At 65.6% G+C, this 13,283-nt stretch carries 12 protein-coding genes; 5 read left to right on the top strand and 7 right to left on the bottom strand.

From position 1 onward, the window contains the following. Window positions 1–58: 58 nt before the first annotated feature. Window positions 59–1,081 carry an LLM class flavin-dependent oxidoreductase gene (locus RCJ92_RS05495; RefSeq protein WP_446753968.1) on the top strand — a complete coding sequence of 341 codons (1,023 nt, stop codon included), beginning with the start codon at window positions 59–61 and terminating at the stop codon, window positions 1,079–1,081. A 28-nt stretch (window positions 1,082–1,109) separates the two neighbouring features. On the opposite strand, the gene RCJ92_RS05490 is transcribed toward RCJ92_RS05495, so the two are convergent. Further along, window positions 1,110–2,831: a thiamine pyrophosphate-dependent enzyme gene (locus RCJ92_RS05490; RefSeq protein WP_446753967.1), complete on the bottom strand. Its 1,722-nt coding sequence runs from the start codon at window positions 2,829–2,831 to the stop codon at window positions 1,110–1,112. Window positions 2,832–3,049: 218 nt separating this feature from the next. Between RCJ92_RS05490 and RCJ92_RS05485 the strand changes: the two genes are divergently transcribed. Then, the gene (locus tag RCJ92_RS05485; RefSeq protein ID WP_446753966.1) at window positions 3,050–3,709 is read left to right on the top strand and encodes a hypothetical protein; all 660 of its coding nucleotides are present in this window, start codon (window positions 3,050–3,052) and stop codon (window positions 3,707–3,709) included. After that, window positions 3,696–4,424: a glycosyltransferase family A protein gene (locus RCJ92_RS05480; RefSeq protein WP_343830282.1), complete on the top strand. Its 729-nt coding sequence runs from the start codon at window positions 3,696–3,698 to the stop codon at window positions 4,422–4,424. Before RCJ92_RS05485 ends, RCJ92_RS05480 begins: the two co-directional genes overlap by 14 nt. 520 nt (window positions 4,425–4,944) lie before the next feature. On the opposite strand, the gene RCJ92_RS05475 is transcribed toward RCJ92_RS05480, so the two are convergent. Further along, window positions 4,945–6,306 (bottom strand): cytochrome P450, encoded by a 1,362-nt coding sequence (locus tag RCJ92_RS05475; RefSeq protein WP_446753965.1) that lies wholly within the window; start codon window positions 6,304–6,306, stop codon window positions 4,945–4,947. A gap of 53 nt (window positions 6,307–6,359) precedes the next feature. Next, window positions 6,360–6,959, bottom strand: coding sequence for an NADPH-dependent FMN reductase (locus tag RCJ92_RS05470; protein ID WP_446753964.1), 600 nt, complete (start codon window positions 6,957–6,959; stop codon window positions 6,360–6,362). A 217-nt stretch (window positions 6,960–7,176) separates the two neighbouring features. Between RCJ92_RS05470 and RCJ92_RS05465 the strand changes: the two genes are divergently transcribed. After that, a complete protein-coding gene (locus RCJ92_RS05465) occupies window positions 7,177–7,605 on the top strand; it encodes a DUF3817 domain-containing protein (protein ID WP_343830289.1) in 429 nt (142 codons plus the stop codon). A gap of 104 nt (window positions 7,606–7,709) precedes the next feature. Here RCJ92_RS05465 and RCJ92_RS05460 read toward each other — a convergent pair whose 3' ends face one another. The 3 genes from RCJ92_RS05460 to RCJ92_RS05450 form a co-directional block, all read right to left on the bottom strand. Further along, window positions 7,710–8,453, bottom strand: coding sequence for an SDR family NAD(P)-dependent oxidoreductase (locus RCJ92_RS05460; RefSeq protein ID WP_446753963.1), 744 nt, complete (start codon window positions 8,451–8,453; stop codon window positions 7,710–7,712). Between the two features lie 447 nt (window positions 8,454–8,900). After that, a complete protein-coding gene (locus RCJ92_RS05455; RefSeq protein ID WP_446753962.1) occupies window positions 8,901–10,325 on the bottom strand; it encodes an LCP family protein in 1,425 nt (474 codons plus the stop codon). 178 nt (window positions 10,326–10,503) lie between these two features. Next, window positions 10,504–11,445, bottom strand: a complete 942-nt coding sequence (locus RCJ92_RS05450) for a LysR family transcriptional regulator (protein WP_446753961.1) — start codon at window positions 11,443–11,445, stop codon at window positions 10,504–10,506. A gap of 294 nt (window positions 11,446–11,739) precedes the next feature. Here RCJ92_RS05450 and ftsW point away from each other — a divergent pair, with 294 nt between their 5' ends. Continuing rightward, window positions 11,740–12,909: a putative lipid II flippase FtsW gene (gene ftsW / locus RCJ92_RS05445; protein ID WP_343830297.1), complete on the top strand. Its 1,170-nt coding sequence runs from the start codon at window positions 11,740–11,742 to the stop codon at window positions 12,907–12,909. Here the strand turns inward: ftsW and RCJ92_RS05440 are convergent. After that, on the bottom strand, window positions 12,906–13,283 hold a 378-nt coding region (locus RCJ92_RS05440), incomplete at its 5' end, for a helix-turn-helix domain-containing protein (RefSeq protein ID WP_446753960.1). The genes ftsW and RCJ92_RS05440 overlap by 4 nt on opposite strands.

Genomic DNA, 13,283 nt, shown 5'->3' with positions numbered 1-13,283 from the left:
ACTCAGGAGGCCCATGTCCCAGCTGCTGCCGTCGTGAACGGCGCCCTTCACCCTGTCCGTGCTCGACAACGTCCACACCTCCGTCGGCCAGAGCGCCAGTGACGCCCTGCAAGAGGTCATCAACCTCGCCCAACTGGCCGAGCGCCGGGGCTACCACCGCTTCTGGATGTCCGAGCATCACGCGATGCAGGCCGCCGTCACCTCCTCGCCCCAGCTGATGGCGGCCCGGCTGACCGTAGAGACCAGCCGCATCCGCCTGGGCGCCGGAGGGATCATGCTGCCCAACCACGCACCCCTGGTGATCGCCGAACAGTTCGGGATGCTGGAGGCGCTGGCGCCGGGAAGAATTGACCTGGGCGTGGGCCGGGCTCCGGGAACCGACCTGCCCACCGCCGCGGCGCTGCGCCGGCACCACGATGCGAACGACGGATTTGGGCAGCAGTTCGGGGAGCTGCTGGGATTACAGCACGACGACTTTGGGCAGGGGCACCCCTACCGGAACGTGCACGCCGTACCCGGGCCCTGGCAGGCCGCAGAAAACCGGGTGCCGGACTCCGCGGGCGTTCCCGCGCTGTGGATGCTGGGCTCCTCGCCCTTCTCGGCCAGGATTGCCGGCGAGCTGGGAGTGCCCTACGCCTTCGCTCTGCAGTTCGGGGACGCGGACGCCGGCACCGCCATGGACCTGTACCGAAGAAGCTTCCGCCCCTCCCGGTTCCTGGCCACACCGCAGACCCTGATCAGCGTCGGGGTGGTGACCGACCAGGACCTGGACCAGGCGCGCCGCGAGACCGCGTCCTCGGCCATGGCCATGCTGCGCATGCTCAAACGCCAGACCTACGCCCTGCTGCCCCCGCATGAGGTCCAGGCCTACCAGGCCAGCCCCAACGAACAGGCCATCCTGGACTCCTACGACCGCCGCTTCATCAACGGCACCCCCGCGCACGTCGCATCCCAGCTGGAGCGCCTGCACGAACAAACCGGCGTGGATGAGATCATGCTGGTCGTCATGGGGTACTCACGCCAGGCGCAGGCCCGCACCGTTGAGCTGCTGGCCGACCACTACAATCTGCCCAACCAGTAGCGGCGCCCGGCCCGGGCGCCTTCTGCGGCTAGGCGCTTTCCAGGGCCTCCTTGGACTTGGCGATCGCAAAGCCCCACGCGTCCGAGACGGTGGCCTTGGGCGGCAGCGAAATCTCCTGCGGGTTGGTCTGGATGTCCAACAGGTAGGGGCCATCGCTGGCCAGGGCGGCGGCGACGGCGGCATCCAGCTGCTGGGGGTCGGTGACCCGCTGCACCTTCAGGCCCATGGCCTGGGCCACCGCGGAAATGTCGGGGTTGTCCAGCTCGGTGCCGAATTCCTGCAGCCCGCCCTGCTCCTGCTCCAGCTTCACCATGCCCAGCCGCCCGTTGTTGTACACCACGAACTTCACCGGCAGGTTGTAGGTCACTGCGGTGCGCAAATCCCCGAGCAGCATCATCAGCCCGCCGTCCCCGCAGTTGGCGATCACCTGGCGGGTGCGGTCCAGGGCCTGGGCGCCCAGCGCCTGGGGTATGGCGTTGGCCATGGAGCCCAGGTTGTAGGAGCCCAGCAGCCGCCGGGTCCCGCTCATCGTGATGAACCGGGAAAGCCAGACGGTGGACATGCCGGTGTCGCTGGTGAAGATCGCGTCCTGGTCCGCCTGGGCGTCCAGGGCGGCGGCCACCGCCTCCGGGCGGATCAGCTCATCAGGGTTTTCCACCAGGCTGCGCACCTTGCCGATCAGACCCCGGTCCCGCTGCGGGTCGGTGATCTTCATTTGACGCTGCATCCAGTGCTCGTAGTCCTTGCGCATGGCGCCCAGGTGCTTGCCCTCGCGCGAGGTGTTCAGCAGCGGCAGCAGCTCGGTGAGGGTGGGCTGCACGTGCCCGACCAGGGAATGGGCCACCTGGGTGCGCCGGCCAATGTGCTCGGCGCGCATGTCCAGCTGGATCACCGTCTTGCCGGTGGGGTACCAGTCCCGGTAGGGGAAGTCGGTGCCCACCAGGAACAGCACCTCGGCCTCATCCAGCGCCTTGGCCGCCGCCGGGTTGCCGATCAGCCCGGTCTGCCCCACCTGGTAGGGGTTCTGCTCTTCCAGGCCTTCCTTGGCCTTGAGGGTCAGCACCATCGGGGCCTGCAGCCGCTCGGCCAGCTCGAGTACCTCGGGACGTGCTTCCCGGGCGCCCACGCCCACCAGCAGGGTGACCTTCGCGGCGTCCTGCAGCACCTTGGCCGCCGCCTCGATCTGCGCCCGCGGGGCGGCGGACTGCGCGGCCTCGGGCACGAACTGGGCGCGGCGCACGTTCTTCTCCAGCTCCATGCCGCCCACGTCCCCGGGCACGGTCAGCACGGCAACCCCCTTGCGGGAGACGGCCGCGTTCACCGCCTGCTCCAGCAGCTGCGGCATCTGGTCGGCGGAGGTGACGGTGTGCGCGAACACGGCCACGTCGCTGAACAGCACATCGTTGTTGACTTCCTGGAAGAAGCTGCTGCCGATCTCCGAGGAGGGCACCTGGCCGCAGATGGCCAGCACCGGGGCGTGGGACTTCTTCGCGTCATACAGCCCGTTGAGCAGGTGAATCGAGCCCGGGCCCACCGTTCCCATGCACAATCCCAGCTTCCCCGTCAGCTGCGCCTGGGCGCCGGCGGCGAACGCGGCGACCTCCTCGTGGCGCACCCCGATCCATTCCATGCCCGGCTCCTGCCGGATCGCATCCGTAATGGGGTTCAGGGCGTCTCCCACCACGCCCCAGGCGTGGGTGACCCCGTACTCGGCCAGGGATTCGACGATCAGCTTGCTGACGGTTTTCATGCGGGACTCCTCTCGACGGCGCCACGGCCCGGAGCGTCGCTGCCGAACCACCTGGCGTGCTTGTCCTTCAGGTCTGTGCCCATGATGGCACGCCGCCGGGGCGAAATCCGGGCCCTTCAGCCAGCGCTCAGGTGCCGGGAATTGAAGGCGGACGGACCTAGGCGGCCCACCGGAGACGGGCATGGGGGAGCGTCGGCGTGCTTGATCCTGTGCGGAGAATGACCGCGGCCGTGGAATGCGGGTTTGGCGCTGTATCCTCTAGCGAAAAGGAGGTCACGATCGAACGTCAACCCAGGGCCGCCTATGAGGACTCCTTTGTTCCCCACGCCACCGACCTGCTGCGCGGGATCGGCCTGCTGCTGTTGCCCTGGACCTATGCCGTGGCCGGGCCGGCCGCCTTCCTGGCGGCCGCGTTGTCCTGGGGCGGGCAATGGGCGCTTCGCTACTTCGCGTCCACCCGCTGGCGCGATGCGCTGGGCCAGCTCGTCCTGCTGGGCGCCACCGTTTTCAGTGCCCTGGGGGCCTACGCGCTCATCGAGTGGCTCGACCTTGCGGTTCATGGGCTGCTGATGGGCGTTGTGGTCGGCCTGCTCCACGGCACACTGGGCATAACGGGCCTGATGAATGGGACAAGTCCCGGGGGAGCGTGGTGGCGCTTTGTAATCCTCGTGGCGCTCGGTGCCCTGCTGGCGGTGCTGTGGGAAATCGGCGAGTGGGCGGGTTATCGGCTGCTGGACCCACGCATCGGGGTGGGCTACGACGACACCATGGGAGACCTGCTGGCCGGGCTCGCCGGCTCCGCGCTGGCAGCCTCCGGCGTCTTCCGAACCGATCGCGCTTTGCGCGGCGCAGGGCGAGGTGAGAATGAACCGGGTTAGCGTTGTCGTGCCGGTCCTGAACGATGAGCAGCACCTGGCGGTGCTGCTTGACCTGCTCAAGAAGCAACGGGATGAGCCCTTTGAAATCATCATCGTGGACAACGGGTCCACGGACAACAGCCGGCAGCTCGCCCAGGCCGCCGGGGTGCGGGTCATCAGCGAGCCGCGCCGCGGGATTCCCGCCGCAGCGGCCGCCGGCTACGACGCCGCCGAAGGGGAAATCATTGCCCGCTGCGACGCGGACAGCCGGCCCGACGCCCGGTGGGTGTCGCGCATCCTTGAAAACTTCTCCCGCAACCCGGACCTGGACGCAGTCACCGGGCTGGGCGTCTTCTATGACCTGCCGCAGTGGGTACGGACCGTGGCCGCCGCGTACTATTTCGGGGCCTACTACGCGGCCATCGGCGCTGCGCTGGCCAGGGTGCCGCTGTGGGGCTCGAACATGGCGATGCGCCAGCGCGTTTGGCAGTACGCCTCAACCCGGGTGCACCGCCAAGCCCCCGAACTGCACGATGACATGGATCTTTCCTGTGTGCTGCCGTCAAAAGCAAAAGTCCGGCTGGATTTGGGGCTGGTCGTGGGAGTGGCGGGCCGCAGCCTGACCAGCCCGCGCAGCCACCTGCGGGTAGTGCGCATGGCGTGGCGGACCTTCGCCGCCCATGGTGGGCGGCGGGCCATCTACCGCCGGTGGAAGGAGCGCCTGAACCTGCGGTAGGAACGGGCGCCAAAAAACTTCTAGGAAATCTTTCGACAACCGCGTCACGATTCACCGCCCGCCCACTCCTAACCGGTGACAGCGAAGATGATGCCCCTCGCAGTTGGCCACCGACCCCGCCCCGGAGCCCAGCGATCCGGAACCTGGTACTACCGAACCGCAGGTAGAGGTCAGCCTGCATAGTGTGACTCACTGACTGACTTCGACCTACGAATTCGCGCTCACGACCTCAAACCTCCCAGTTGGCCAGGCCTTCGAGGTCACGCTCGCCACCGACAGCCTGTTGTGGGGTTGGGCCGATGCCGGGGACGGATGCCGCAAGAGCAACAGCTGGCTGGGTCCGGACCGTTTCATTTGTACCGCGTCCGGAACGTCGAGCCCCCGGATTATGGTGACGGTGCTGCCCGGTTTCGGGTCGCTGAACGTTCACTTCACCGGGCCCGGGTCCTCCCGGCCAACGGCCAGCTTCACGCTGTCGCGTTAGCCGGGATCAGGCGAGACAGGCCCTCACGCTGCTGGCTCAACGAGAGGTAACCCGGAATTCGGCGCCATAGGTATTGAACGTGCTGGGTACATTCCGGGGGTCCAGGCTCGGCTGGAGCAGCCGCACCTCGTGCGCGCGGATGAGCTCGGCGATGAAATTACTGGTCAGCATCAGGACCAGGTGTCGTCCGGGGCAAATCCCTGAGCCGTCACTGAAGGGCACCAGCGGCCAGTCGGTGTTGGTGCGTTCAGCATCCCAGATGTGCGGGCTGAACGTGTTGGCGTAATCCAGGTGCCTGTCGTCCCGGTGGAAGTAGGGCGCAAAAATCAGCGCCGAGGTGCCCTCGGGCATGATGCCCGGCGTGAATTCCACCGAGCGGGTGGCCTGTCGCAGGATGAAGGGCGTGGTGGGCCACAGGCGCAGGGTATCGAGCACGGCATGGCGCAACTTTGGCAACAGCGGGACCGGGTCCGAAGCCTGAACCAATGCCTCCTCACGGGCTTCGTCCATCTTCGGCTCATCGCTGGAGAGCAGTGCCATGGCAGCCCATGCGGCGGTTCCGGCGGGATCAAAGGCAAAGAGCCACTGTGGAACCTGATCCGCCGGCTCAGTCTCGGAAGACCCCATATTCTGCATGAACGCCGCCAGGCTCCCTGGCTCCGCGCGGTCGAGGATCTCCTTGAGTGTGTCGTGGAAGTCGTCACGGGTGACCCGGTCCAGCGGCCGAAGAAAAGCGAGGTTTCCCCTGGACCGCAGCGACTCGATCAGCTCGATCAGCCGATCATCATTTCTGGCCGAATCCCCGAGCACGACCCTGCGAACCATGCGGAACCAGGCGCGGTTGAAGTCATCCCAACGCAGGGTGCCACTCTCGGCCCCGACCTCGTCCAAGAGGATCTTGGCTTCCTCTCGCACCGCTGGCAGCAGCGTACTGGCCATCTTGTGTATCGGATGATCCGAGCCGAGCGCCTTTTCGTTGAATCCCCTGCGTCCGGCCCGTTGCGGTCCGCGGGTGATCAGTGAAGAACGCGGTTCGAAGTGTTCCAGGGCCTTGCGCTTGAGTAGTTCGGCGGGGGTGAAGGGTTCAGGTGTCTGGTCCAGGACACGGTGCACGTCCTGTGGATCCAGGATCAGCGAGAATTCCCGGCCGAACAGCTTCAGCTGCAGGGGACCTGGGCCGTACTTGTCGGCCAGGGCCTGCATCCGCTTCACCCCGCGACGCTCAATGTCCAGGCGCTCGGCGACCGCCATGACCTTCGGCCGCCGGCGAATTGGTCCCTTGGCCAACACCGGTGCAAAGATGTCCGCCACAATCTGGGCTGTTTCGGGCCAGGTGGGACGCGGCAGTGGATTTTGTGTGGCATTGAGTGAAGACTGGGTCAGCTCCGGCTCGGTCAACGACATCTCCTGGGTTGGTGAAGTGAGGTGGATAATCGGATAGCGGGTGGACGCTACTTTTGCGGCGACCCCGGTTCTCCGATGTGGCCTTCGGCGCTTGCATCCAGCACGCGCTGGATGAAAGCGGTGTACTCATCCACGTAGTGCTGGAGGAACTTGCGGGTGGACTCGTCGGTGACGGTTCCGTCCTCCTCGTAGGCCTCGGGCTTAAAGCTGATGTAGGCCTCTGGGGCATTGAGCTGCGGCGCGTCCAGGAACCCAAGGACCGTGCGCATTGAGGACTGCATCAGGGCGGTGCCAATGGCGCCGGTGGAGGCTCCAATGACGGCTGCGGGCTTGCGTGCGAAGGAGTTGGTGCCCCAGGGGCGGGACCCCCAATCCAAGGCGTTCTTCAGCGCGCCTGGGATGGAGCGGTTGTATTCCGGGGAAACGATCAGCAGACCATCGGAAGCTTCGATTTGCTTCTTGAACTTGGTGGCGGCCTCCGGATAGTTCTCGTCCAGGTCGCGGTTGTACAACGGCAGATCCCCGATGGGGATCTCGGTGAATTCCAGGCAGTCCGGTGCCAGCTTGATCAGGGCTTTGGCAAGAATCCGGTTGATGGACTTGCTGGAGAGCGAACCAACGATGTACCCGATGTTGTAAGTAGCCATGGCGCTAGTCCATCACTCGGGCTCCCCGGAATCGAGTGGTTGGCGGGGATTATGAGCAAATGCGCAGTGGAACTGGACGAAGAAAAAGGTTTCCGGTGATGCCGGGCAAGGGTTGATGAACCAGTAAACATTTCGCACTTGCACGCAGATCCGCTTTTTAAGACGCTCCAGTGGTGTTGCTAACGAAGTCAGGTTTTGGTTCGGGGTGACGGATAGGGTGGGTGGGATTGCCATTTTTGAATCATCGAATGCAGGAGCCGCCGTGTCCGTCATTGAGTCATCGACCCACCCTGTTGCCGTCGAACAAAAGCGGCCGTTGGGAACGGCTGCCTGGCAAACGGCGATCCGCCGGTTCTTCCAGGTGGTTTCGATTGTCGAGTGCTTCACCTGGGTGGGGATGCTGACCGGCATGGCCTTTAAGTACCTGATCAACGGCAACGGCATGGGCGTGACGATCTTCGGATGGGCGCACGGCGTGACCTGGCTGTGCTATCTGGCTGCTGCGGTGGTGACTGCGGTGACGTTCCGCTGGAAGATCTGGGTGCTGGTTGTTGGCGCGGCGGCCTCCACCCTACCGTTCCTGACCCTGCCTTTTGAGCGGTGGATGGCGAAGTCCGGGCGGCTCGTGGTCAACGCGGACGCCTGACCTCCCAACGGGCATAACCAAGACAACGGCGGGCGACGGGAAGATCCTTCCTGCCGTCCGCCGTTGCTTTCACCCGGCGCCATGCTTGGCAGCTGCTGCCGGGTTTAGGCTTCGGTGCCGCCGTCCACGCGCAGCACCACACCGGTGATGAAGTTGGCTTCCGGGGAAAGCAGGAACGCGGTGGCGTTGGCGATGTCCTCCGGCTGACCCAGCCGCTTCATGGGGATCTCTGCTGCATACCCGGACTTCGCGTCCTCCGGCAGGGATGCCAGGGCCGCGGTTTCAATGGCGCCGGGGGCCACCGCATTGACGCGGATGCCTGCTTCAGCGTTTTCCTTCGCGGCACTGCGGGTCAGGGAAACGACCCCGTGCTTCGCCGCACCATATGGGGTCAGCTGCGGGGTGGCGCTAATTCCCGCCAGGGAAGCGATGTTCACAATGGAACCCTGCCCCTGTTCGGTAAAGTGCCGGATCTGGCTTTGCATGGCCAGGAACGTGCCGGTCAGGGTGATGTTGATGGAACGCTCCCAGTCAGCGCTGGTGACATCCTGAATGGGTTTGGGCATGGCGCCCACCCCGGCGTTGTTCACCGCCATGTCCAAGCGGCCAAAGACCTCCAGGGCGCGGGGAACCAGCGCATTGACCTCCTCGGGAACCGAGACGTCCGCGTGCAGGTAGGAGGCACGTCCTCCGGCGTTCTCGATCAGTTCCACGGTTTCTGCGCCGGCCGCGTCATTGACATCTGAAACCAGGACGGCGGCCCCGTCCTTGGCCAGGCGCAGCGCGATGGCGCGGCCGATGCCTGCACCGGCTGCGGTGACGAGGGCTACTTGGTTGCTGAACTGCATATGGACTGCTCCCTTGATGCTGATGGATGGCGGGATGCCCGGTGGTGGACGGTGAGGTGGCACAGCGTGCTGGAAAGGGAAGCGGCAGCGTCGGGAAACCCTTGCCAAACGGCCCACGGGTTAGAGGCGCGAGCGTGCCTGCTGCTGGTGCCCTGCCGCATGCCAAGCAGTCGTACTGCGGCCGGGAACCCATGACGGCATGGCCGCCGCACATCGCGGCGAATGCGGATGAACTTCACCATGGCACCTACTTCGGGCAACAGGAACTTTCAACCTTCCCGGAACGTCAGATCCCGGGTGTCCCTGTACTGCCCACAGTACCCACCGCATCTTGTCTACGGGTCGATTCTGGACCGGGTTATTCTCACTGCGTGAAGCCTTCCGCAAACCCCGAAACCCTGCTATTCCTGCCTCCCGGGGTGCCTACCGCCGGTGGTCATTGACCTGCTAACCGGAACACAATCCGGCGTCGGCCGAGCGTGGGGTGGGCCCTTCCTTTGCTTCGGGGGTCCTCTGCGGTGCGGCGGTCTCTTGATCCAGTTGGTCAATGTCCTGGCCCAGGACCAGCTGCACTCCTGATGCCGCGCCCACCTGGGGCGTGAGGTCCAGGTGCAGGTCACTGGCCAGGGTCTTCGCCGTCACCAAGGCCGCGTCGCTGCCGTCAACCAGCAGGACCGTGGACGCCTGCAGCTGCCGTGCGGTGTCGATCCCACTGACGGTGTGGCCCAGGGCGCTGACCTCGGCGGAATACTCTGCGGCCAGCCCACTGAGCCCGGCACCGTTCGTGATCCTCACCGGCGCCGACCGCACCGGCTTGGATTTCTGCTTCTTCTTCGCCTTCTTCTCCTCGCCGGACAGTGGACGGTCAGCGCGCAGCGACGCAAAGACCGTCTGGGCTTCAGCGGAAGGGACAACCCGGTTCGGGTTCTGCGGTGCCGGGCTCCACGGCATGGTCAAGAACGAGATCTGCGAGGTGGGAACGTCGGCCAGCTGCCGGGCCAGGGAAACCAGACTGCTCAGTGATTCCAGGCCGGGGTCTACGGTCATCGCGGAAGTGGCGGCATCCAGGAAGGAGTACAGCCGGTCGGGGCGCGTGAGTACCTCCCGGCTGGTCACATGCTGCACGATGGCGGACATGACCATCTGCTGGTGATCCATGCGGGCGATATCGCTGCCATCCCCGACGGCGTGGCGGGTCCGGGCCAGGGCCAGCGCATCTTTGCCGTTGACGGTCTGCTGGCCTGCGGGAAGATCCAGTTTCGCCTTCGGGTCCTTCAGCGCCTCGGGCAGGCACACCGGCAGGCCATCCAAGGCGTCAACGACGGTAATGAATGCCTCGAAATCCAGCTCGATGAAGTTATCGATCCTGACCCCGCTGAGCTCTTCGACCGCGGTCACCGAACAGGCCGGGCCATAGTTCAACGCCGAGTTGATCATCCCATAGCCGCCCGGATAGGCCCCGTGCCCGTGATCCTCACAGGCCGGCAACTGCATGAGCGTGTCCCGCGGCAGCTGCACCGCATCGATGCGCTCGTTCTCGGCCGCGAAATGCACCAGCACCATGGCGTCACTGCGCCGCGACCCGTGATCAGAGCCGTAGGCCGTGGAGGACTCGTCGCGGGCGTCCGACCCGAGCAGCAGGATATTGCGCTCACCGTCCGGAACAGGGTCCTCGGCCGGGAAGCGGGACCCCAGGGGAGCGGTGGTGATGTTGCGCTGCAGGTGCAGCACCGCCATCGCGGTGGTGCCGACCAGGCCGCAGAACAGCACCGCAACAATGATGCTGATCAACGCGCGCCGCCGGCGCGGAGCGTGAACCCGGTTCCGTCCTCCTGCTGCTCTTCCGCGCTTCATGCCTTGCGGGTTGTTCACGCTCGCCGGATCCTTCCGTCCACACACTTCTGGTCAAAGTCAGAATTTCCATGGCATCACGGGTGGACGGGGCGGCACCAATAGCCGGAGGGGCAGCTTCCATGCGTGCCGCGCATGAGTGGAAATCCCATCCCATCCAGCGTGGCGCGGGGTGCAGATCAACGCCGGAAACAAGCAGTCAGTCGCGCAGCAGCTGCAGGAAATTCGTCAGCGCCGGGCCATGGTGGCGCTCATCGCGGTAGACCACGCTGATGGACCGCCGGGCAGGGGTACGCAGCCGGGCCACCCGGCCGCCCAGGAAGGAGGCGGAATGAGCCAACACCTCGGGCACAATCGTGATGCCGCCGGCGGCGATGCTCAGCTGAACCAGCGCGTCACGTTGGGTGGTGGTGATGACCTGTTCCGGTTGCACGCCGTAGTCGGCATAGACGCCTTCGGTCACCGTGCGGATGGAGGTGCCTTCTGGCAGGGTCACCAGGGTGCGTCCGTGCAGGTCCGCCGCGTCAAGGACTTCGGCAGAACCGTTGGTCGCCGCCTCGGGCAGCACGGCGGCGAAGTTCTGGTCCTTCAGCGGCAGGGCGGCCAGCTGCTCCGGGACGGTTTCATTGACCCCAAACCCCAAATCGGCCCGGCCGAGCCGCACGGCCTCGGCCAGCTCCTCCGAATCCTCAACCGTGAAGGTTTCCACCCGCACCTCGGGGAACTGATGGTGGAAGCGGCCCAGGTAGGGTGGCAGCACCGTGGAGATCAGCGAGGGCAGCCCGGCCACCTTGAGTGTTCCGGCCAGAAGGTTGCGGTGGGCGTGGATGGTGGAGTCAATCGAGGCGATTTCCGCAAGAATCCGCCGCCCGGCCGGCACCAGGTCCCGGCCCAGTTCGGTGAGCACCATGTTCCGGCCCGATGCAATGAACACCGCCATCCCCAGGACATCCTCCAGCGCACGGATTCGACGGGACAACGAAGGCTGGGAGATGCCCAGTATGTCGGCCGCCGCGGTGAATGAGCCGTAATCCACGACCGCGATCATCGCATCCAGCTGGGCGATGGTGATGCCGGAGGACAGGCGTGGGCCCGTCAACGGTCCGGGCGGGAGCAGCAGCGGCTCATGGTCGGGGGTCAAGGATGGCACCTCTACAAGGCAGTGGGGGCGAGCAAGGCCTCACCGTATCATGCAGGCGCCGAACGCTGCCCGGTCCTGAGCGCCTGCTCCGCGTGGATAATTTTCTGATCCATGTGGGAAGTGCATGCGTCATACCGTTGGGGCTATTAGTGGCTTAACCCGTGGCTCAGTAGGGTGAATGGTTATGCGTACTTCACCTTGGCGGCTGGTTGCGGCAGTGTTTGGCAGTGTCCCGAAGATCCCTCTGAGCGGCAGGGCGAGCCGCTGGCACCGTGCCCGGGAAGAGGTGCGCCAATGAGTAGGCAGGCCGCCGCTTCCCCGGCCCGGACCTCACGGGCCAGCCGCCACGATGCCCAAATCATCATCGGGATGACCTTGCTGCTCACGGTCATGGGCCTGGTCATGGTGCTATCCGCGTCCGGGGTGAGCACCCGGTCCTCGCCATACCGCCTGCTGACCACACAGGCGGTGGCCGCGGGCTTGGGGGTTGCGGCCATGCTCGTGTTGTCGCGCTTCCCGGTGCCGGTGCTGCGCAAGCTGAGCTGGCCGGCCTTCCTGCTGACCCTGGTGCTTCTGGTGCTGGTGCTGACACCGCTGGGGGTGGAGGTCAACGGGGCGCGGCGCTGGCTGGGTTTGGGGCCGGTGACCTTCCAGCCCTCGGAGCTGGCCAAGTTCACCAGCGTGCTGTGGTCCGCCCACATTGTGGATGCCAAGCGGAGGCTGCTGCACGACTGGAAGCACCTGGCCATCCCTTATCTGGTCGGCAATGGGCTGTTTATCGCCCTGGTGTTGCTGGAGAAGGACTTGGGCACCGCCGCCGTGCTGATGCTGATCACCCTGGCCACGCTCTTCATTGCCGGGGTGGAGCTGCGCAAACTGCTGGTGGTGCTCGGCGGGGTCAGCGTTGTGGTGATCATTGCGGCGCTGATCAGCCCGAACCGCATGGTGCGCCTGATGAGTTGGGCGAACCGGGCCTGCGATGACGGGATGGATCTGTGCCACCAGAACCTACAGGGCCAGTACGCATTGGCCTCCGGTGGGCTGTGGGGCGTGGGCATGGGACAGAGCCGGCAGAAATGGCACTGGATCCCAGAAGCCCACACCGACTTCATTTTCGCCGTCATCGGCGAGGAGATGGGGCTGATCGGCTCGCTGTTCTTCTTGCTGATCTTCGCCTTCCTGGCCGTGTCCATCCACCGGATTGCGCAGCGTTCAACCTCCGTCTTTGCCCGCTGCTTCTGTACGGTCACCTTGATATGGCTGATCGCCCAGGCGGTGCTGAATATCGCCATGGTGGCCGGCCTGGTCCCGGTCACCGGAGTGCCGCTCACCTTCATTTCGTTTGGTGGGTCCTCCCTGGCCACCTCCCTCGCGGCGATCGGGGTGGTGTTGGCGGTGGCCCGGGACAACGGCCGCCAGCCAGACCCGCAACTCCAGGTGTCCAAGGAAACAGGTGCGGCTTAAGGGTGTGGTGGCATACCGGATCGCTGGCTCTGCCGGTGCACCGCCAACGCCAGGGAGAGCACCGTCAGCAGCCTCGGGTCATCAAGGCTGATGCCCAGCAGCTCCTCCAGCCGTGACAGGCGCTGGTAGAACACCGAGCGGGAGAGCAGGCTGTGCCTGGCGGCCAGTGACCGGTTCGCCGGATGGGCCACGCAGGCTTCAAGGATCCGCAGGAATTCCGCGCGCTGCGCCTGCGGCAGGTCGAGGACTGGGGCCAGCACCTGCCGGGGCAGACGCTGCAGGGACGGTTCATGGCGCAGCTCGTGGGCGAGCAGGGCCAATGGTTCGGCGGCCGTGTGCACCACGTTGCCGCCGTCCGCTCCCAGATGCAGTTC

Source organism: Glutamicibacter sp. BSL13 (assembly GCF_052928425.1).
This window is presented reverse-complemented; position numbering and strand designations above follow the sequence as displayed.